Raw genomic sequence first — 19612 nt, 5'->3', positions numbered from 1 at the left:
TTTAGTCAAAGCTTCCCTCCACGCATGAGGATGCGATTTTCAAAATCAATACGCAGCAACATTGCAATGGCAACTGCGTTCATCAAAATGCCAGAACCGCCATAACTTACCAATGGCAAAGTCAAGCCTTTCGTTGGTAACAACCCAAGGTTCACGCCCATATTGATGAAGGCTTGCCAACCAATCCAAATAGCAACACCTTTAGCAGCAAGTCCAGCAAAGCTACGATCCAACTGCAAAGCAGTGCGGCCAATTAAGAAGGCACGACGTATGATCCAATAAAACAAGAAAATCACTACCACCACACCAACAAATCCCAACTCTTCGCCAATCACAGCCATAATGAAATCGGTATGCGCTTCTGGTAAATAATGCAATTTTTCTACGCTACCGCCAAGTCCTGTACCAAACCATTCGCCCCGACCAAATGCCATCAATGAATGGGTTAACTGATAGCCTTTATTGGCAGCGTTATCTACTTGCCATGGATCCATAAAGGCCAGCATGCGTCCACGACGAAATGGAGAGAGCGCAATCATGGTTGCGCCACTCATCAAACCAACTAGGATCAAGCCGCCAAATAATTTAGCATTGATACCGCCCAAAAAGAGAATGCCGAATGCAATCAAGGCAACCACTACGAATGCGCCCATATCTGGCTCAGCCATCAATAGACCACCCACCAGGGCAACTGCAATACCCATTGGTAGCATGCCCTTTACAAAGGAATGGAGATATTCCTGACGTTGAACGGTATAGCTTGCTGCAAATATCACAGCAGCAAATTTCATCAACTCGGATGGCTGGAAGTTCATTAACCCCAAAGGAATCCAACGCTTCGCACCATTCACACCTTTACCCACACCAGGAATGAGGACGGCGATCAGCAATAAAACAGTAAATCCAAAAATGACTGGTGAATAACGATCCCATACCTTAGTGGGAATCTTAAAAGCCCAGATGCCGACACCAATCGCAATCACCAAAGAAATCACGTGACGAATGAGAAAGAAGTTACTACTGTAATTTGCATACTTCGGTCCATCGGCCAAAGTAATGGAAGCCGAGTACACCATGACTAAGCCAATCAAGGTCAAGGATAAGACCGCCCACACAAGTAACTGGTCATACTCCATCATGCGCGAACGGGTTTGCTCTACGCCTGAAACAGCATCACGCAAGCCAGTGCGGAAGTTATCAATTCCACCTCTTGAAAAATTCCAGAAGCGATTGAGTCCAAGCCGATTTTCGGGGAAGAATTTTTCTTTTAAATTCATACCTGGACCCCTTCAAAGCGCATACCCAACTCTTCAACCTCTGCAGTAAATACTTGGGCACGTTCAACATAGTCACGGAATTGGTCTAAGCTTGCGCAAGCTGGTGAGAGCAATACCAAGTCTCCTGATACTGCTTTTGAGGCAGCGGCCTGAACTGCAGAAATTAAATCGCCACAATTCGTACTTTGAATTCCAGAGCCAAGAGCCTCACCAATTGCAGCGCCATCTTTGCCGATTAGGAAAACACCCTTCACAAAACGTAACGCAGGTTCACGTAATGGACTGAAATCCTGGCCTTTTCCGTCGCCACCAGCAATCAACCAAATGCGCTTGCCAGACTCGTTGCTGCCTAAGCCATTTAATGCAGCGACAGTCGCACCTACATTAGTGCCTTTGCTGTCATCTACGTACTCAACATCCTTAACAATCGCAATACTTTGCACACGATGTGGCTCACCATGGTAATCACGCAAGCCATGTAACAGTGCATTCATAGGTAAATTAGCGGCGCGTGCTAAGGCTAGGGCTGCTAGCGCATTTAATGCATTGTGACGGCCACGTATTCTTAAGGCGTCAGCTGGGATAAGGCGCTTGAGGCGTAACGGCTCATCTTCTTCAACTACTGCGGATTTACGACGACGCTTAGGCTTAGGCTCAACATCTTCATCTACTTCAGCCCATACCAGCCAATCAATTCCACCAGCACGTAAATCATGCTCAATTCCAAAAGCGCCTTGCTCATCTGGGCGATTTGAGCCAAAGGTCACAATGGCTCTCTCTGCTTTTTGCTCTTCAGACAGTAGCCCCATTACAAGGGAATCATCGCGATTCAAAATACAAACTGTATCAATACCAAATATCCGTGACTTAGCTTGCGCGTACGCTTGCATATCGCCATGCCAATCTAAGTGGTCTTGAGTAATATTCAACACCGTTGCTGCCGTAGCATTCAAAGTATGGGTATAGACCAACTGAAAGCTGGATAACTCCAAGACCCAAACGTCTGGCATGTCTACGATTTGATCAGCAATATCCAAGCAGCTCATGAGCTTGTCTAATGCTGCAGGACTAATGTTTCCTGCCACAGCAACCTTCTTGCCGGCGCGCTCACAGAGTTGTCCGGTTAATGCGGTGGTAGTTGTTTTACCGTTGGTGCCAGTCACAGCCAGTACTGCAGCCGCATAACTCAACTCTTGCGCTTGTGACATACGACTTAAAGCAGAAATTGCGCGAGCAAAAAATTCAATCTCACTCCACACATCGATTTCAGCCTGCTCAGCCTTAACCAAGAAAGCATAGGTTGGGTCTTGCACCGGAGAAAGTCCTGGGCTAATACCAATCACATCAATATTATTGAGCAAGCTCTCATCTAAAGGGCCAAAACAAATATCTTTGAGGCCCGCAATCTGAAGCTCTTCCAGCCAGGCGTTTTGACGCTCAGTAAAAGAGGATTGCTCGCGCGTATCCGCTAAGCGGACTTCCGCACCATTTCGTAGGCACCACTTCGCCATAGCTACGCCAGACTCACCCAATCCCAGAATAAGGAATCGGCTTGGAGCCTGGTAACCCTCATCACTCATGAAGGCTGCATTTGCAAAGGTATTTTCTAAAATCAACATATTTACTTTTGGATCACCGTAACTTCAAGCTAGATAAGCCAATTAAGACTAGAAGGATGGTAATGATCCAGAAACGCACAACCACTTGCGTTTCCTTCCAACCACCCAATTCAAAATGATGATGCAATGGCGCCATTCGGAAAATGCGACGACCCTCTCCAAAATGTTTTTTAGTGAGCTTGAACCAAAATACTTGCATCATTACCGAAACAGTTTCAGCAACAAAGATGCCGCCCATCACAAACAACACAATTTCTTGACGAACAATCACAGCGATGGCGCCAAGGGCTCCGCCCAAAGCAAGTGCGCCCACATCACCCATAAATACTTGCGCTGGGTGTGTGTTAAACCAAAGGAAGGCTAAGCCAGCACCGCCCATAGCTCCGCAGAAAATCATGAGCTCACCAGCGCCCGGTATGTAAGGGAAGAGGAGATACTTTGCATAAATCGCATTACCCATCACATAAGCAAAAGCACCCAAAGCAGCACCTACCAAGATCACCGGCATGATGACAAGACCATCGAGGCCATCAGTCAAGTTCACTGCATTACTGCTGCCTACGATTACTAAATAGCTCAAAATAATGAAGCCCATCACACCCAACGGATAACTCACTTCTTTCATGAAGGGCAGCAGCAAGTTGGTTTTTGCAGGCAGATCTAAAGCAAATCCACCTCTTAACCATTCATAAAATAATTGCAATACTTTTAGGTTATTTACTTCAGAAACGGAGAATGCAAGATAGATAGCGGCAAATAAGCCAATTAGTGTTTGCCAGAAGAACTTCTCTCTTGAAGCCATGCCTTTAGGATCTTTGTAGACCACTTTGCGATAGTCATCTACCCAACCAACTAAACCAAAACCAAAAGTCACAATCATCACAATCCAAATAAATCGATTGCTGAGATCGGCCCACAACATGCATGAGATAAAGATACCGATCAAAATCAAAACACCACCCATAGTTGGGGTGCCCGATTTCACTAAATGGGTTTGTGGTCCATCTGCGCGGACTGCTTGACCCATTTTCAGGGCGCTTAATTTACGAATCACCCAAGGTCCTGCAGCTAAACCAATCAATAATGCAGTCACCGTTGCCATCACGGCTCTGAAAGTGATGTAGTTAAATACTCGGAAGAATCCGAAATCATCTTGCAACCATTGTGCCAACATTAAGAGCATGTTTTAGCCTCCTCTAACAAGGCCTGCACTACACGCTCCATGCGCATAAACCGTGAACCTTTAACCAAAATATTTAAGTGTTGATTGCTACCGCTAGACTGGGCATGCAAAGCATCTCTTAATTGCATAATGAGACTATCTATATCGGCAAAATGAGTTGCATTAGATACAGCTGCACTATTACCAACAACTTCATTAAATCCCTGAAGAGCAAATTGGCATTGCTCCCCCAAAGCAAATAGTTTTGAGATTCCTTGCTCAGCAGCATAGGCACCAACTTCACGATGGAATTCGGGACCCTGATTACCAACCTCACCCATATCACCCAAAATCAACCAAGATAAATTACCCGATTGCTTTAAAGCATCGATAGCGGCTCTTACGGAATCCGGATTAGCGTTATAGCTATCGTCAATTAAAGTGTTATTTGAATCAATCACTTTTGCCTGCATACGCCCATTTACTGGCGAGAATGCTTCAAGACCCTGCTTAATCTTTTCAAGACTTACACCTGCCGCGATACCAACCGCACTCGCAGCCAAGGCATTGCGAACATTGTGACTGCCCAAAGTATTTAATTGAACTTCGATAGCCCCTCGTTCAGTTTTAATCTGTACATGCCCATTGCTTAGCAAACTTCCGGTCACAGCAGCCGCAACCTTAGACTGAGCAGACAACAAAACAAAATCAATCACTTTTCGACCTGCAGCAGCCTGGCGCCAAACACTTGAAAATTCTGAGTCTGCTGGGAATACAGCAATACCATCAGTTGGCAAAGCACGAATAGCATCTGAATGCTCTTCTGCTACAGCCGCAACCGTAGCCATAAACTCTTGATGCTCGCGCTGGGCATTATTAATTAATGCAATATTTGCCTGCGCAATGGCTGCTAACTGCGCTGTTTCACCAGGATGATTCATGCCGAGCTCAACTACAGCAAGGCGATCTGTTGCACGCAATTTCAACAGCGTTAACGGCAAACCAATATCGTTATTCAGATTTCCTTTAGTAACCAAAGTATTTTGTTCGCCCACTGCGGCTTTAAAAATAGAGGCGATCATCTCTTTTACGGTGGTCTTACCATTGCTGCCAGTAACCAACGCCAAAGGAATGGGGTGATTTGTCCGCCATGCTTTTGCTAAATTTCCCAAACCAACACGCGTGTTTGAAACGCAAATAGCAGGTAAATCAGGCGGGCATTTATCTTGCGCACTAATAAGGGCAGCACTAGCCCCTGCCTTAGCCACATCGGATAAAAAGTCATGCGCATCAAAGCGCTCGCCAACTAAAGCGACAAATAATTCGTTACGATCGATCTGGCGACTATCAGTACCCACTCGAGAAACAGAGATTTCCTGGGCAGCTTGCGCAGAAATATTCAGTAATTTACTTCCAGGCAACATTACCTGTGCTTGTGCAAGGGTGGTCATGATAGACATCAGACTCCACCTCCAGCGGCTAAGCGAATATGCTCTTGATCAGAAAAATCAAATTTCTTGCCATTGATTTCTTGAGTAGTTTCATGACCCTTACCGGCAACCAGAACAATATCGTGGGCATCCGAATGACGAATTGCGGCCATGATGGCGGCCGCACGATCAGCAATAATTTGAACGTTCTGCGCATCCTTGCTAATACCACTGCGAACCATCTGCATGATAGCCTGTGGATCTTCAGAGCGAGGATTGTCACTTGTAATCAGAATATGGTCGGCATTACGCTCTGCGACAGCACCCATTAGCGAACGCTTACCAGCATCGCGATCACCGCCACAACCAAAGACACACCAAATTTTTCCACCGCGCTGCTCAGCAATAGGTCGTAATGCTTGTAAGGTTTTCTCTAAAGCATCTGGGGTATGCGCGTAATCCACAACTGCTAACAAGCCCTCTTTCTTTTGAGATTTACCCAAAGGAATTAACTCCATACGACCACGCACTGGATTTAATTGGCTCACTTTTTGAGCGGCTACTTCCAAGCTCATGCCCTGTGAAAGTAATGCCGTCCACACCGCAAGCGCATTACTTAAATTAAATTCACCTAGCAAAGGAATATGCAATTGAGCGCTTCCCACTCCATCAAAAATGAAGCTTGCGTTGTAACCCGCCCCACTCAGTAGAATATCTTTTGCATAAATACGAGATAAACGGTCACCGAATTTTTCAAATCCCTGGAACGCGGATTGAGACAATGCATATGCCCAGACCTTCAAACTCTCTTTTGCCAACAAGTTCATGGCAAGCTCACGACCAAAAGCATCATCCAAGTTAATCACTGCGTGCTCAAGGCCGGTTTGCTGAAATAACTTAGCCTTTGCCTCGGCGTAATCAGCCATGCTGCCGTGGTAATCCAAATGATCCTGCGTCAGATTCGTAAATACTGCACAGTGAATATTTGTTCCAGCGACTCTCTCTTGATGCAAAGCATGCGAAGATACTTCCATCGCGACTTGTTTAGCTCCAGCGCTGCGCAACTCTGCTAACTGCGTTTGTAATTTAGGTGCATCTGGAGTGGTATAGCCAGTTTGCACCAATGCGCCAGGGAACCCGGTACCTAAGGTGCCCAAAACTGCAGTGTGATGACTGCTAGTATCTAAAGCCTGGGCTAACCATTGCGTGATGCTAGTTTTGCCATTAGTGCCAGTGACACCAATGATTTTTAATTCTTTGCTCGGATGACCATACCATTGCGCACAAAGCTCACCTGCTTTTGTAGCAAGATGTTCAACCGCAAAACATTGTGGATGATCTAAATACTGCTGATCCGTACCCGCTGGATCGAAGACCACTGCGGCTGCACCACTCTCTAATGCCGCTTCAATAAATTGACGACCATCACACAAGGCGTTGCCGTGACCTACAGGGTAGGCAAAAAAGATATCGCCAGACTGAATCTGGCGACTGTCCGCACATACTTTTGCGGAGGAGTTCGCTAAAGTATGTAAGTGGTCAATCAAATGATTGGTGTCTATTTTCAAATCCACCCTCATCGCTTCAAAACCACATGTTGAGCGTGTGCAGCTGCTGGCCGAATTTCCTCTGGGGCTTTATCTTCCAACACCATTTGCTTAACTTTGTTGTCTGGCAAGACATTCAATGAACGGAGCGTCTCTCCAACAATTGTCGAGAATACGGGTGCCGCAACATCACCACCGTAGTGACTTCCACCAGTAGGCTCATCAATCATTACCGCAACCACAATACGTGGAGCACTAATGGGGGCAAGTCCAGCAAAGTAAGCGCGATAAGAATTGCCATATCCTTTGCCAACTAATTTATGGGCAGTGCCTGTTTTTCCGCCAACGCGATAACCTTCAGCCTGCGCTTTGACTGCAGTTCCCCCCGGCTCAGTAACCGCCTCCATCATGTTGCGCATTTCAATAGCCGTTTTTGGTGAAAGCACTTTAACGCCTGGCTTGAACTCAGGACTACGCTCAATCGTCAGGGGAACTAATTCACCATCACGTGCAAAAACTGTGTATGCGCGCGCCACCTGAAAGAGTGACGCAGAAATACCATAGCCAAAAGCAATACGGGCTTGATCAGTAGGCATCCATTTTTTGAAAGGATGTACCGTGCCCGCAACAGCACCAGGGAAACCAATTTTTGGCGCTTGGCCAAAGCCAACTGCGGTATATAAATCCCACATTTCTTCGGCAGAAAGATTATTCATGGCAATCTTTGCAGTACCAATGTTGCTAGATTTTTGAATAATTTGTGCAACCGTTAGATTCCCATAGGGATGCGTATCGGTAATTGGCTTTGGTCCAACTAAATAACTCGCACCAATCACCATATTGGTATCTGGCCTGATAGCGCCTTTTTCTAAAGCAATTGAAATTGTTAACGGCTTGATAGTTGAGCCAGGCTCAAAGGTGTCAGTCAATACGCGATTACGCAATTGCTCGCCAGTTAAGTACCTTCGATCATTTGGGTTGTAGCTTGGGTAATTTGCCAACGCCAAAATCTCACCAGTTTGGGTATCAAGCACTACTGCACCGCCTGCTTTAGCGTGATGTTGCTCTACAGCATCTTTAACGGCGTTATAGGCCAAGAACTGTATCTTGCTATCAATGGATAGGTTTAAGTCTTTTCCATTTTGTGGCAACTGTAAGATCGCAACATCCTCAACAACGCGACCCAGGCGATCAACTACTACTCGTCTTTGACCAGGGTGACCAGCAAGCTCATTCTCACGAGAAAGCTCCATCCCTTCTTGACCTTTATCATTCACATTTGTAAAGCCAACCACGTGCGCCATCGCCTCACCTTCTGGGTAGAAGCGACGATATTCATTATTTAAACCAATGCCAGGGATCTCTAGCTGTTTAATTTGCTGCGCTACAACTGGATCTACTTGACGCTTTAAGAAAACCTGCTTGCGCTCTTCTTTCAACTTTTTACGCAGATCAGATTCGCTCATTTGCAAAAGACTTGCCAATTTCTGCACTTTGTCTGCGGCCAAATCATCAGGAACGGTGTCGTTATAGGCAATGACCGACTTGGCTTCCAAGCTCGTTGCAATCACTTGGCCGTTACGATCCAAAATTTTTCCGCGACTAGCGGGGAGCTCCAATTCGCGCTGAGTTCCACGCACGCCTTTAGCTTCATAGAACGCATTTCCTGGACCCTGAATCCAAAATGCGCGTAGCAGTAACATCATGAATACAAAGAACAAAAGGAATAGCATCAAACGAGACCGCCACATTGGCAGGCGTAAAACTAAATTTGGCGTAGTGGAGAAGCCAACCGGTCTCATTTTGCCTCCTTCAAATACAAGGTGCGCTCAGGAGAAATCGGAGACATATGCAATTGATTGCGAGCAACGTCGCGAATACGTGCAGACTTCGATAAATTCCGCTGCTCATACTCTAAACGCAACCAGTCTTGATTTAACTTACGCTCTTCTATCTGCGCGCGCTCTTGAAGGATGAATAATTTTCGCGCACGCTGCTGAGCCGCAACCAGAGATAGCGCGCAAATTAATAGCAATGCGAGCAGAGTCAAAGTAGCGCGATTCATGCGGATACTCCCATGCGCTTTTCAGCCACACGCATAATTGCAGAGCGGGCACGAGGATTCTCAGATATCTCAGCATCGCTTGGCTTAACTCGACCAATAATTTCGAGGGCGCTTTGTGGCAAGTCTTTTTCGCGTACCGGTAACCCACGGGGTACTTCGACTTTTGCATGCGCTTGCATAAACTGCTTCACGATACGATCTTCTAACGAATGAAAACTAATCACTGCAAGTCTTGCGCCGGGCTTTAATAACCTCAGAGCCGCCTTCAAACCGAGCTCCAAATCTTCTAACTCGCGATTAATAAAAATACGCAATGCTTGAAAGGTTCTTGTTGCGGGATCTTGGCCAGCTTCGCGCGTGCGCACTATGCTTGCAACTAGGCTTGCCAACTGAGTAGTCGTTTTAGGGGAAAGGCCCTCTTCTCGCTTAGCCACAATGGCTTTTGCGATCTGAAATGCAAAGCGTTCTTCTCCGTAAGTCTTAATCACGTGAGTGATTTCCTCTGGTGACGCCTGCTCCAACCACTCTGCTGCGGTTAAACCATGATCGGTGTTCATGCGCATATCGAGTGGTCCTTCTCGACGAAAAGAAAATCCCCGATGCGCTTCGTCCACTTGGGGCGAACTGATTCCCAAGTCCAACAAAATTCCATCGACTGATTCCACCTCTGCATACTGATCCATGTGTGCAAAACTGTCGTGCACAATCTTTAAACGTGGATCGTTGATTTTTTGCGCCACTGCAATCGCATCCAAATCTTTGTCGAAAGAAATCATACGTGCCGAAGGATTCAACTCCTTGAGCAAAGCTTGTGTATGACCGCCGCGCCCGAAGGTTCCATCGATTACCAAAATTTTGTTTGCTGCACTTTGATTTTGAATCAGCGGACCGCCAACTAGCGCTGTCACCGCCTCGGCCAGTAATACTGGGCGATGAGTTATGTTCATGGCACCCTGTCATCAAAAATTAAATTGCTTGAGTGCTTCAGGCATGCCTTGCGCAATCGCAGCCTGTTCTTTTGCAGCGTATGTAGCCGCGTCCCACAACTCCAAGTGACTTCCCATGCCGAGCAAAATCACTTCTTTTTCGATTCCGGCAGCAGCGCGCAACTCTGGACTTACCAGTACACGACCAGCACCATCCAAATCTATTTCCGCAGCGTTACCTAAAAAAATACGGCGCCACCAATGGGCATCCATCGGAAGTTGTGCAACTCTTGCTCTAAAGGTTTCCCACTCTGGACGCGGGAAGAGAAGTAGGCAGCCGTCGGGGTGTTTTGTAAGCGTGATTCGGCCCTCACCCTGTACCAACAAGGCATCACGATGCCTAGCCGGCACAGACATGCGGCCTTTTGCATCTAAATTGAGAGCTGACGCACCTTGAAACACCATTTACCCCACTTTTTCACACTTCCTCCCACTTTAGAGGATCACACCAAGAGGGTCAAGTGTTTTTAGGAGTTTTTTTAGGAATTTCTCTAGTGTTTACAAACACTTAGCGTCATGTGTTGAGAAAATGGTGATAATAAAATAGTTACTTGAAACAACGGCTTGGAAAATATACTTAAGAATAGATCTTAGCTATTGAGCTAGATAATGGCTAAATATACTGTATTTAAAAACAGTAATGCTTAAGAAATCCACCAACAATTAATCAGAAATTGATTTTGAAAATTAAATCAGATTTCTGTCTTAAATTTTATAAGCAGTAGTGGTCATTATCTTGGACATCGCCTGCATTATTTTTTGAATGGGTTCTGGCAAATTTGCACCGCCAGCATTTTTTGCGGCTTGTCCGTGAGCAATTTCATCAACGCGCATTTGATCCACAATTGCACGAGATCGCTGATCTTCTTTTGGTAATTTTTCGAGATGACTTTCCAAGTGATTCTCGACTTGTTTTTCTGTTTCAGCAACAAAACCTAAACTCCACTTATCGCCCGCTAAGCCTGCTGCCAAGCCAATTGCAAAGGATCCCGCATACCAAAGTGGATTGAGATAACTGGTGTGTGATCCGAGCTCTTGAAGACGAGTTTCACACCAAGCAAGGTGATCCATCTCCTCTTTTCCGGAGTGATCCAACATCTCCTGAATTTCTGAATTTCGAGCAACTAATTTTTGCGATTGATACAGCGCTTGCGCACAAACTTCACCCACATGATTGACTCGCATGAGTCCTGCTGCATGTTTGCGCTCGTTAGCATCCAAACCGGAATTACCCCCAAAATCAGATCCTGGCGTGGGTCTATGGGCATGAGCACCACCGACCACCGACCGAAGGGCGGTATCAAACTCCAGTATGAGGCGATCTATCGGGGACATGCGCGTGGAAAACTAAACCAAAACCTCTGCTTTGCAGCTTTGTTTGGTCTTTAAACCCAACTCTGCCAAGAGCTCACGGTCTTGTTCTGCCTCGGGATTACCGGTAGTGAGTAGTTGCTCACCATAGAAAATAGAGTTAGCTCCAGCCATAAAGCACATAGCCTGAACCGCCCTACCAAGCTCCTGACGACCAGCAGATAAACGTACGCGGGCTTTAGGCATCGTGATCCTAGCAACCGCAATCGTTCTCACAAACTCCAGTGGGTCTAAAGGCTTTTGCTCAGCTAAGGGTGTACCGGCTACCGGCACTAGATGATTGATAGGAACGGATTCTGGGTAGGGGCTCAAATTTGCCAAACGGGCCAAAAATGCGGCGCGCTGCTGTCTAGACTCGCCCATACCGACAATACCACCACAACAAACCGACATGCCGGCGGCACGGACATTGGATATCGTATCCAAACGGTCTTGGTAGCCTCTGGTTGAGATCACTGAACGATAAAAATCTTCGCTGGTATCTAAGTTATGGTTATAAAAGTCTAGGCCAGCCTCTTGCAGTGCCTGGGCTTGATCTGCCTCCAACATGCCTAAGGTGGCACAGGTCTCCAGACCCAAGGCTTTTACGCCCTTAATCATGGCAGTCACTTTTTCAATATCGCGGTCTTTGGGTTCGCGCCAAGCGGCACCCATACAGAAACGGTTAGACCCAGCGGCTTTAGCAGCTTTGGCAGCCTCTAAGACCTCCTCTAAGCCCATTAACTTCTCAGCCTTAACATCGGTGTCATAACGAGCAGCTTGCGGGCAATAACCACAATCCTCAGGACAGCCGCCCGTCTTAATTGACAGCAAAGTAGCTAATTCAACATCACCTTCTGGGAAATAGGCTTTATGAGTCTCTTGAGCCCTCAGCATCAGCTCATTTAAAGGGAGTGCAAATAAGGCTTCAATTTGAGCCACTGACCACTCGCCAGATGCCTCGCCCCCTGCATTTACGCCCTGATGCAAATCCGCTTTAGATTTGAATTGGGTTAAGGGTTTTTCAACGGTTTGAGTGTCCTGCATGGGTAAATTCCAGAAAATAAGGGGATTCAAGACATAAACATAACAGATACAGGTCTGAATTTGGAAAAACTAGTGGTCAAATATCAAACATGAAGGTTATTTCTGATTTAAATCAAGCCCCTCTCGTTGATCGCAGCCTTGCAGCCGTTTGGCACCCATGCACTCAGATGAAACAGCATGAGTCCTTTCCGCTGGTTGCCATTACAAAAGGTAAGGGTGCTTGGCTCTATGACGAAAACGGAAAAGCCTTACTCGACTCCGTTAGTTCTTGGTGGACCAATTTATTTGGTCACTCCAACCCACGCATCAATCAAGCCATTACCGCGCAACTCGAAAAAATTGAGCATGTGATGCTCGCCGGATTTACGCATGCGCCCGTAGTAGAGTTATCTGAAAAACTGTCCGCACTCACCAATCACCATTTAGGCCACGTCTTCTATGCTTCCGATGGTGCGTCTGCAGTAGAAATAGCGCTCAAGATGAGTCACCACTACTGGCAACTCAATGGCAAACCACAGAAGAAAAAATTTGTTTGCTTAGAGAATGGCTATCACGGAGAAACACTTGGTGCATTAGCAGTGACGGATGTTGCTATTTTTCGGGAAGCCTATGGATCGCTCTTGCAAGATGTATTCACGATTGCATCACCTGATGCACGCAAAGCAAAAGCTGGTGAGAGCACAGAAGATGTAGCAAGACATGCAGCAAAACAACTCGAAGAATTATTTGTAAAAGAACATGGCAATATTGCCGCCATCATTGTCGAACCATTAGTGCAGTGCGCAGGGCAAATGGCCATGCATTCTCCTAAATATCTTCGTTTAGTCAGGGATTTATGTGATCGCTATGAAGTGCATTTGATTGCAGATGAGATTGCAGTGGGCTGCGGGCGGAGTGGCAAGTTCTTTGCCTGCGAGCATGCTGGTATCTGGCCAGACTTCCTAACTCTCTCCAAGGGTATTAGCGGTGGCTATCTTCCGCTATCCCTTTGCCTTACCACTGACATGATTTACCAAGCTTTTTATGGTGATCAAATCCAGCAAGGATTTTTGCATTCTCATTCTTATACCGGCAACCCACTAGCCTGTGCTGCTGCACTAGCTTGTCTAGAGATTTTCGAAACTGACAAAGTATTAGAAAAAAATATTGAGCGCTCAAAAGATCTAGCAAATGCGTTTGCGTGGGCAAAAACGGATTCACGTATTGAGCATTGGCGCCAACAAGGAATGATCTTGGCATTTGATATTAGGCATGAATTTCTTAAAAATCCTAAGATGTTTGCGCGAACCATGTTCTCAAACTGTTTAAGCGAGGGTGTATTGATTAGGCCAATCAGTAATACTGTGTACGTCATGCCACCGTATATTTTGTCTCCACTAGAAACTACGCAACTAGGTAATGCTGTGCAAGCTGCTCTTGAGAAAACCTTGGTATGACGAAAACATATCAGGCCTTAGAGTTAGCGCAAGAGCAAATTGCAGAACTTGAGTCGCAATTACTCAAACGCAAACTCAGAGCAACAGAATCTCCATGCGATACCAAAGCTTGGGTTGATGGACGCGAGCTGAAAGCGTTTTGTAGTAATGACTATCTAGGACTAGCAAACCATCCTGAGTTAATTCAAGCACTTGCTGAAGGCGCTCAGAAGTATGGGGTAGGCAGTGGCGCCTCCCACCTCATTAGCGGCCACAGCAGGGCTCATGAGCTACTTGAAAACCAATTAGCCTCTTTTCAAAAGCAACACATTCCGAATGCGCGCGCCCTATTTTTTAGTACCGGCTATCTCGCCAACCTTACCGCCATCACAGGTCTAGCGAGACTTGCGCCGCAAAAATCTACTAGCATTTATTCAGCCAAGCTAAACCATGCTTCTTTAATTGATGGCATTCGTTTAGCAGCTGCTCAGACTCAAGCAAATGTCGCGCTATTTGATCATACGCAACTTGACTCATTAAATGAATTACTGAAAACAGATCAACATCCACTAAAGATCATTGTTACCGATGGCGTCTTTAGCATGGATGGTGACCTCGCTCCAGTAAAAGAATTATTAAAACTTGCTGAGCAATACGATGCGCTATTACTTGTGGATGATGCTCATGGTTTCGGAGTATTGGGCAAACACGGTCATGGCATTTTGGAGCAAGAGAATATTTGCTCTGAGCGCATTATTTATATTGGCACCCTTGGAAAAGCTGCAGGCGTCAGCGGCGCCTTTGTTTGTGCACAAGCCACTTTTATTGAGTGGCTTATTCAGAAGGGTCGCCCTTTCATTTACAGCACTGCAACGCCACCTGCGATAGCACATACACTCTCAAAAAGCTTGAATATCATTGAAGGGGACGAGGGCAGCAATCGCCGCACGCAACTCAATAAACTCATTCGCATCTGGCAAGATGAAATGCAATTTACTCAATGGGAAAAGGTGTCTTCTTGTACTGCCATTCAGCCCGTCATTTTGGGCAGTAATGCCAATGCCCTGCTCGCCGCTAAGTTACTAGATGAGGCAGGTTATTGGATTCCTGCTATTCGTCCTCCTACCGTACCCAATGGCAGTGCAAGATTACGCATTACGTTCTCTGCTAACCATAGCGAAGCAGATGTGCGTCAACTAATTGATACCTTAAAGGTCATTGAGCAAATAGTCATTCAAGAGGGTTCTCATGAGTAAGGCCACAGGCTTCTTTGTCGCCGGTACAGACACCGAAGTTGGAAAAACCTTGGTGAGTGGCGCTCTCATTCTGAAATTGCGCGAACAGGAAATGAATGTGATTGGCTTTAAACCAGTCGTTGCTGGAACTTATCAAGATGCACAAGGCCACACTCTGAATGAAGATTTAGAAACACTGCGCATCGCCTCAAACCTTAACTCCACTGAATTAAGTTTGTGTCCTTATGTATTAGAGCAGCCAGCGGCTCCCCATTTGGTAGCCGCGCAACAAGGTCTGAAACTTGAAATGAGTCTGATCTTGCAGAGTTTTCGGAATGTTCAAAATCAAGCAGATTGCGTTGTGGTTGAAGGTGCCGGTGGTTTACTTATCCCCCTAAATGACCGGGAAGATTTGGCGACTTTTGCCCATGAAATTAAATTACCCATCATCTTGGTGGTCGGTATGAAATTAGGTTGCATCAATCACGCCCTCCTGACCTATGAGGTAATCAAAGCGCGCAACTTAAATATCGCAGGATGGGTAGCTAATGCCCTATCCACAGAAATGCCTTTGCTTGAAGAAAATATTCAGACTCTGCAAGCCAGAATAGACACCCCATTTTTAGGCCTTATTCCAGTACTTCCAGAAGAACTCAAAAAGGCCGATAACAGCCCATATTCAATTGAAGCCTTGGGTTTTGCTGCAAAGCACATTCAACTACCCAGCAATTAATTTGCGGTAATTTAGCCCAAAAGGCATATCCAAAGACTTTCGGATAAGATGAAGGGATGCATTTATCCCCAGAAATTATTGACTCCGCGGAAGCTATTCAAGAAATTCGACGCAATATTCATGCGCATCCTGAATTGCGTTTCGAAGAAAATCGCACTGCTGATCTAGTTGCAGAAGCGCTTTCTAGCTGGGGAATTACAGTCTATCGCGGCATGGGGAAAACGGGTGTCGTAGGTCGTTTAGATGGTGACTTAGGTCCCGGAAAAATGATTGGTTTGCGCGCTGATATGGATGCGCTTCCATTGCAAGAGCACAACAACTTTGCTCATGCTTCAACAAACCCCGGAAAAATGCATGCTTGTGGACATGATGGTCATACCGCAATGTTGCTTGGTGCTGCACAGTATTTATCAAATCACCGCGACTTCAAAGGCACGGTAATTTTTATTTTCCAGCCAGCAGAAGAAGGTGGCGCTGGTGCGAATGAAATGATTAAGGATGGACTTTTCAAAGAGTTTCCATGCGACGCAGTATTTGGATTACATAATTGGCCCGGCTTGGCAGAAGGTCACTTTGGAGTGACCTCCGGCCCAATGATGGCTTCAAGCAATACTTTTGAAATTACCATCACCGGCAAAGGTGGTCACGCCGCCCTACCCCACAATAGCGCAGATCCAGTATTGACAGGCGCCCAAGTAGTGCTTGCATTACAGAGCATCATTACACGCAATAAGCGTCCTGTAGATGCTGCTGTTTTATCGATTACGCAATTTCATGCTGGCGAAACAAGTAATGTCATTCCGGATAGCGCCTTCATTGGTGGTACGGTACGTACATTCACTTTAGAGGTCTTAGATTTAATCGAGCAACGTTTACGAGAAATTGCTCATAGCGTTGCAGGCGCGTTTGATTGCCAAGCAGAAATTGCGTTTTCTAGAAATTACCCGCCCCTCATCAATCACGCCAACGAAGTGGCATTTGCAACCGAAGTCATGAGTGAACTGGTTGGCAAGCAGAATGTGAATGCTTCAATCGATCCTACGATGGGCGCGGAAGACTTCGCGTTTATGTTGCTAGAAAAGCCGGGCTGTTACGTATTTTTAGGCAATGGAGACGGCGATCATCGCTCGGTAGGTCATGGCATGGGCCCATGCCACTTACACAATCCCTCTTACGACTTCAATGACTCTTTGATTCCAGTCGGCGTGAGCTATTGGGTCAAACTAGCTCAACGCTTCCTAGAAAAAAACTGAGTTCTTTCAAACTTTCTCTTCGGCTATTGAATTAAGAGTTGGTAAATTTGGCTGGGCGTTTTTCCATGAATGCAGCCATACCTTCTTTCTGATCATTCGTTCCAAAGCAAGCATGAAAGAGGCGGCGCTCAAAATGAATACCTTCAGACAAAGTGGTTTCATAAGCAGTATTGATACTTTCTTTCACCATCATTGTGGTTAACAAAGGCATATCTGCAATTCCTTTGGCAATTGCTTTAACTTCTTTCAGCAAATCTGCTTGTGGGAAGATCCTTGCAACCAAACCAGAGCGCTCAGCTTCAGCGGCATCCATCATGCGCCCCGTCAAAGCTAGATCCATCGCTTTTGCTTTGGATACCGCGCGAGGCAAACGTTGTGTGCCTCCAGCCCCAGGAATGATGCCTAACTTCACCTCAGGCTGTGCAAACTTCGCGTTATCCGCTGCCATGATCGTGTCGCACATCATGGCCAACTCACAGCCGCCGCCAAGCGCATAGCCAGAGACAGCAGCAATTACAGGCTTACGTACTTTTTTGATCTCTTCCCAATTGCGGGTAATGAAATCACCGCGATAAACATCCTTCAAACCATACTTAGCCATTGAAGCAATGTCCGCCCCAGCAGCAAATGCCTTTTCACTGCCAGTAACGATCATGCAACCAATATTGTCGTCTGCGTCAAATGCTAATAATGCAGCGCCAAGCTCCTCCATGAGCTGGTCGTTCAAGGCGTTTAACACTTCAGGGCGATTCAAAGTTATGGTGGCAACCTTACCATCCACTTCAGTCAAAATAGTTTTGTAGCTCATGAATTTCTTTCGGTGAAAAGTATTAATTAACGTGGCAACAACAACCACATCCTGCCATTTTGTTTCATACGACCCGCTATCTCTCCAGCAGCATCTCCGGATCCCCAATAGTAGTCCGCTCTGACGCCACCCACAATTGCTTTGCCCGTATCCTGCGCCATCACCAGCTTTTGCAAAGTCTGACTACTTAATGGTTTGGTGGCCGCTAAAAAGACAGGCGCGCCCAGTGGCAAGGCTTGTAAATCTACTGCAATACTGCGCTCAGCTGTGAGCGGAACACCGAGAGCGCCATTAGGGCCTAAATCAGCAGAGACATTGCTAGGTAACTCTTTAAAGAAAACAAAACGGGGATTGGCGTTCAGCATTTCATTTACTTGGCCGGGATTTCTTTTGGCCCATTGTGAAATGCCTTGCATCGTTGCCTCACTGCGTGTGATTTCTTTACGATCAAGCAACCACTGAGCAAAGGATTTAAAAGGCTGATCATTAGTGCCCGCAAAACCCAGACGCAGGATGCGTCCATCCTCAAGACGAATTTTTCCAGAGCCTTGAATTTGCATAAATGCTGCCGCTACTGGATCTTGCACCCAGGCAATTTCAGAACCCTGCAAGACACCAGAACTCATTAGCTCGGCACGGCTTGGGCCTGGGGTAGGTTTTGATTTGCGCCAAGCATTAGGGTAGCCGTAGAGCGGCACGTTATAAGTACTCGTACGAGTTTGTGAGCCATTCATTAACGGCTCGTAATAGCCCGTGATTAAGCCCGTGTCACTACCGGAGCTATTGCGAATTTCATAAGCTTGAAAATTATTTTCAAAATATGTACGAATAGCCTGTGTATCACGGCTAGATACATTACCAGCCTGGGTACACACTGAACGCCAGTTCACATCACCACTTTTTTTGTGCAAGGCTTCACAACTTTTTAACCATGCAGGCCAGGCTTGAGATAAATCGTCATCTTGCCATCCAGGTAAAGCCTGCCAAGAGACAGTACTAAAGCTTGCAATCGAAGATTTATAGCTTGATGGCGAAGCGCCGGAACCACTTGAACGATATCCCGTACCCCGAGTGGGAGGCGTAGAGCATCCAGCAATCAAGCTAGTCATGAGAATAGCGAATACACTTAACGGAACTAATTTAAATTTAGAAATCATGATTGCCAATTTACTCGATGAATACCCAATGCTACTGTTTGCTTTCGAAGGCGCCGTGGCCTTAGGACTTTTGTTATTTATTGTCCTTTGGACGGGCAAGGGCAAAAAATAGTATTCCCGCTACCCTACGTTAATGCAGGGTACGTGGCATTACCAGGGCAAACTCTGGGATAGGGGCCTGAAAGAACTGGGCATCCTCAGTCACGCAGAAATACTCCCCGCGCATCGTTCCGGCCGGAGTGGGCAAAGTTGCCCAGCTGGTGTACTCAAAATGCTCTCCAGAGCGTAATAGCGGTTGCTGCCCAACAACGCCGAGGCCTCGGACCTCCTGGACATCGTTATCCCCATCCGTAATGAACCAATGTCGGGCAATTACCTGAATACTGGCAGTCCCCGCATTGCGGATAGTTACCGTATAAGCAAAGGCAAATTGGCGGTTATCGGGGTCAGATTGCTCAGGAAGGTACTGGGCTTTGACGGTAATGCTCATTTCGTGGGGATTCATGGACGAATTCTGCTCTATCCTAA

Annotated in this window: 18 protein-coding genes; 4 read left to right on the top strand and 14 right to left on the bottom strand. The window is 46.3% G+C overall.

From position 1 onward, the window contains the following. Nucleotides 1–5: 5 nt before the first annotated feature. The 11 genes from ftsW to bioB all read right to left on the bottom strand — a co-directional run bounded on the left by ftsW (nucleotide 6) and on the right by bioB (nucleotide 12483). Nucleotides 6–1277 (bottom strand): putative lipid II flippase FtsW, encoded by a 1272-nt coding sequence (gene ftsW / locus C2755_RS00925; RefSeq protein ID WP_215321361.1) that lies wholly within the window; start codon nucleotides 1275–1277, stop codon nucleotides 6–8. Next, entirely contained in the window at nucleotides 1274–2857 is a 1584-nt protein-coding gene (gene murD, locus C2755_RS00920) for a UDP-N-acetylmuramoyl-L-alanine--D-glutamate ligase (protein WP_251368558.1), read from the bottom strand. Before murD ends, ftsW begins: the two co-directional genes overlap by 4 nt. Before the next feature lie 52 nt (nucleotides 2858–2909). After that, nucleotides 2910–4079 carry a phospho-N-acetylmuramoyl-pentapeptide-transferase gene (gene mraY / locus C2755_RS00915; protein WP_215321359.1) on the bottom strand — a complete coding sequence of 390 codons (1170 nt, stop codon included), beginning with the start codon at nucleotides 4077–4079 and terminating at the stop codon, nucleotides 2910–2912. Beyond that, nucleotides 4070–5518 (bottom strand): UDP-N-acetylmuramoyl-tripeptide--D-alanyl-D-alanine ligase, encoded by a 1449-nt coding sequence (gene murF / locus C2755_RS00910; RefSeq protein ID WP_215321358.1) that lies wholly within the window; start codon nucleotides 5516–5518, stop codon nucleotides 4070–4072. Before murF ends, mraY begins: the two co-directional genes overlap by 10 nt. Beyond that, nucleotides 5518–7068 carry a UDP-N-acetylmuramoyl-L-alanyl-D-glutamate--2,6-diaminopimelate ligase gene (locus C2755_RS00905; RefSeq protein WP_215321357.1) on the bottom strand — a complete coding sequence of 517 codons (1551 nt, stop codon included), beginning with the start codon at nucleotides 7066–7068 and terminating at the stop codon, nucleotides 5518–5520. The genes murF and C2755_RS00905 overlap by 1 nt, the downstream gene beginning before the upstream one ends. Then, a complete protein-coding gene (locus tag C2755_RS00900) occupies nucleotides 7065–8837 on the bottom strand; it encodes a penicillin-binding protein 2 (RefSeq protein WP_215321356.1) in 1773 nt (590 codons plus the stop codon). The genes C2755_RS00905 and C2755_RS00900 overlap by 4 nt, the downstream gene beginning before the upstream one ends. Further along, the gene (gene ftsL / locus C2755_RS00895) at nucleotides 8834–9100 is read right to left on the bottom strand and encodes a cell division protein FtsL (RefSeq protein ID WP_072583399.1); all 267 of its coding nucleotides are present in this window, start codon (nucleotides 9098–9100) and stop codon (nucleotides 8834–8836) included. The genes C2755_RS00900 and ftsL overlap by 4 nt, the downstream gene beginning before the upstream one ends. Then, nucleotides 9097–10047: a 16S rRNA (cytosine(1402)-N(4))-methyltransferase RsmH gene (gene rsmH / locus C2755_RS00890; protein ID WP_215321355.1), complete on the bottom strand. Its 951-nt coding sequence runs from the start codon at nucleotides 10045–10047 to the stop codon at nucleotides 9097–9099. Before rsmH ends, ftsL begins: the two co-directional genes overlap by 4 nt. Nucleotides 10048–10059: 12 nt before the next feature. Next, a complete protein-coding gene (gene mraZ, locus C2755_RS00885; RefSeq protein ID WP_215322241.1) occupies nucleotides 10060–10488 on the bottom strand; it encodes a division/cell wall cluster transcriptional repressor MraZ in 429 nt (142 codons plus the stop codon). A gap of 303 nt (nucleotides 10489–10791) precedes the next feature. Further along, nucleotides 10792–11412 carry a 2-polyprenyl-3-methyl-6-methoxy-1,4-benzoquinone monooxygenase gene (gene coq7, locus C2755_RS00880; protein WP_215322240.1) on the bottom strand — a complete coding sequence of 207 codons (621 nt, stop codon included), beginning with the start codon at nucleotides 11410–11412 and terminating at the stop codon, nucleotides 10792–10794. 21 nt (nucleotides 11413–11433) lie between these two features. Beyond that, a complete protein-coding gene (bioB, locus tag C2755_RS00875; RefSeq protein ID WP_215321354.1) occupies nucleotides 11434–12483 on the bottom strand; it encodes a biotin synthase BioB in 1050 nt (349 codons plus the stop codon). An 89-nt stretch (nucleotides 12484–12572) separates the two neighbouring features. Between bioB and bioA the strand changes: the two genes are divergently transcribed. Genes bioA through C2755_RS00855 form a run of 4 tightly spaced genes read left to right on the top strand, consistent with a single transcriptional unit; the run spans nucleotide 12573 to nucleotide 17119 of the window. Further along, nucleotides 12573–13919: an adenosylmethionine--8-amino-7-oxononanoate transaminase gene (gene bioA / locus C2755_RS00870; RefSeq protein WP_215321353.1), complete on the top strand. Its 1347-nt coding sequence runs from the start codon at nucleotides 12573–12575 to the stop codon at nucleotides 13917–13919. Further along, nucleotides 13916–15154: an 8-amino-7-oxononanoate synthase gene (bioF, locus tag C2755_RS00865; protein WP_215321352.1), complete on the top strand. Its 1239-nt coding sequence runs from the start codon at nucleotides 13916–13918 to the stop codon at nucleotides 15152–15154. The genes bioA and bioF overlap by 4 nt, the downstream gene beginning before the upstream one ends. Continuing rightward, on the top strand, nucleotides 15147–15866 hold the full coding sequence (gene bioD / locus C2755_RS00860; protein WP_215321351.1) for a dethiobiotin synthase: 720 nt from the start codon (nucleotides 15147–15149) through the stop codon (nucleotides 15864–15866). Before bioF ends, bioD begins: the two co-directional genes overlap by 8 nt. 56 nt (nucleotides 15867–15922) lie before the next feature. Next, nucleotides 15923–17119 (top strand): M20 aminoacylase family protein, encoded by a 1197-nt coding sequence (locus tag C2755_RS00855; protein ID WP_215321350.1) that lies wholly within the window; start codon nucleotides 15923–15925, stop codon nucleotides 17117–17119. A gap of 31 nt (nucleotides 17120–17150) precedes the next feature. Here C2755_RS00855 and C2755_RS00850 read toward each other — a convergent pair whose 3' ends face one another. The 3 genes from C2755_RS00850 to apaG form a co-directional block, all read right to left on the bottom strand. Next, nucleotides 17151–17927 (bottom strand): enoyl-CoA hydratase, encoded by a 777-nt coding sequence (locus C2755_RS00850; protein ID WP_215321349.1) that lies wholly within the window; start codon nucleotides 17925–17927, stop codon nucleotides 17151–17153. Nucleotides 17928–17953: 26 nt separating this feature from the next. Further along, nucleotides 17954–19084 (bottom strand): murein transglycosylase A, encoded by a 1131-nt coding sequence (locus C2755_RS00845; RefSeq protein WP_215321348.1) that lies wholly within the window; start codon nucleotides 19082–19084, stop codon nucleotides 17954–17956. Between the two features lie 130 nt (nucleotides 19085–19214). Beyond that, the gene (gene apaG / locus C2755_RS00840) at nucleotides 19215–19589 is read right to left on the bottom strand and encodes a Co2+/Mg2+ efflux protein ApaG (protein ID WP_215321347.1); all 375 of its coding nucleotides are present in this window, start codon (nucleotides 19587–19589) and stop codon (nucleotides 19215–19217) included. Nucleotides 19590–19612: the final 23 nt, after the last annotated feature.

Source organism: Polynucleobacter sp. MWH-S4W17 (assembly GCF_018687535.1).
In the GTDB taxonomy this organism is placed as follows: domain Bacteria; phylum Pseudomonadota; class Gammaproteobacteria; order Burkholderiales; family Burkholderiaceae; genus Polynucleobacter.
This window is presented reverse-complemented; position numbering and strand designations above follow the sequence as displayed.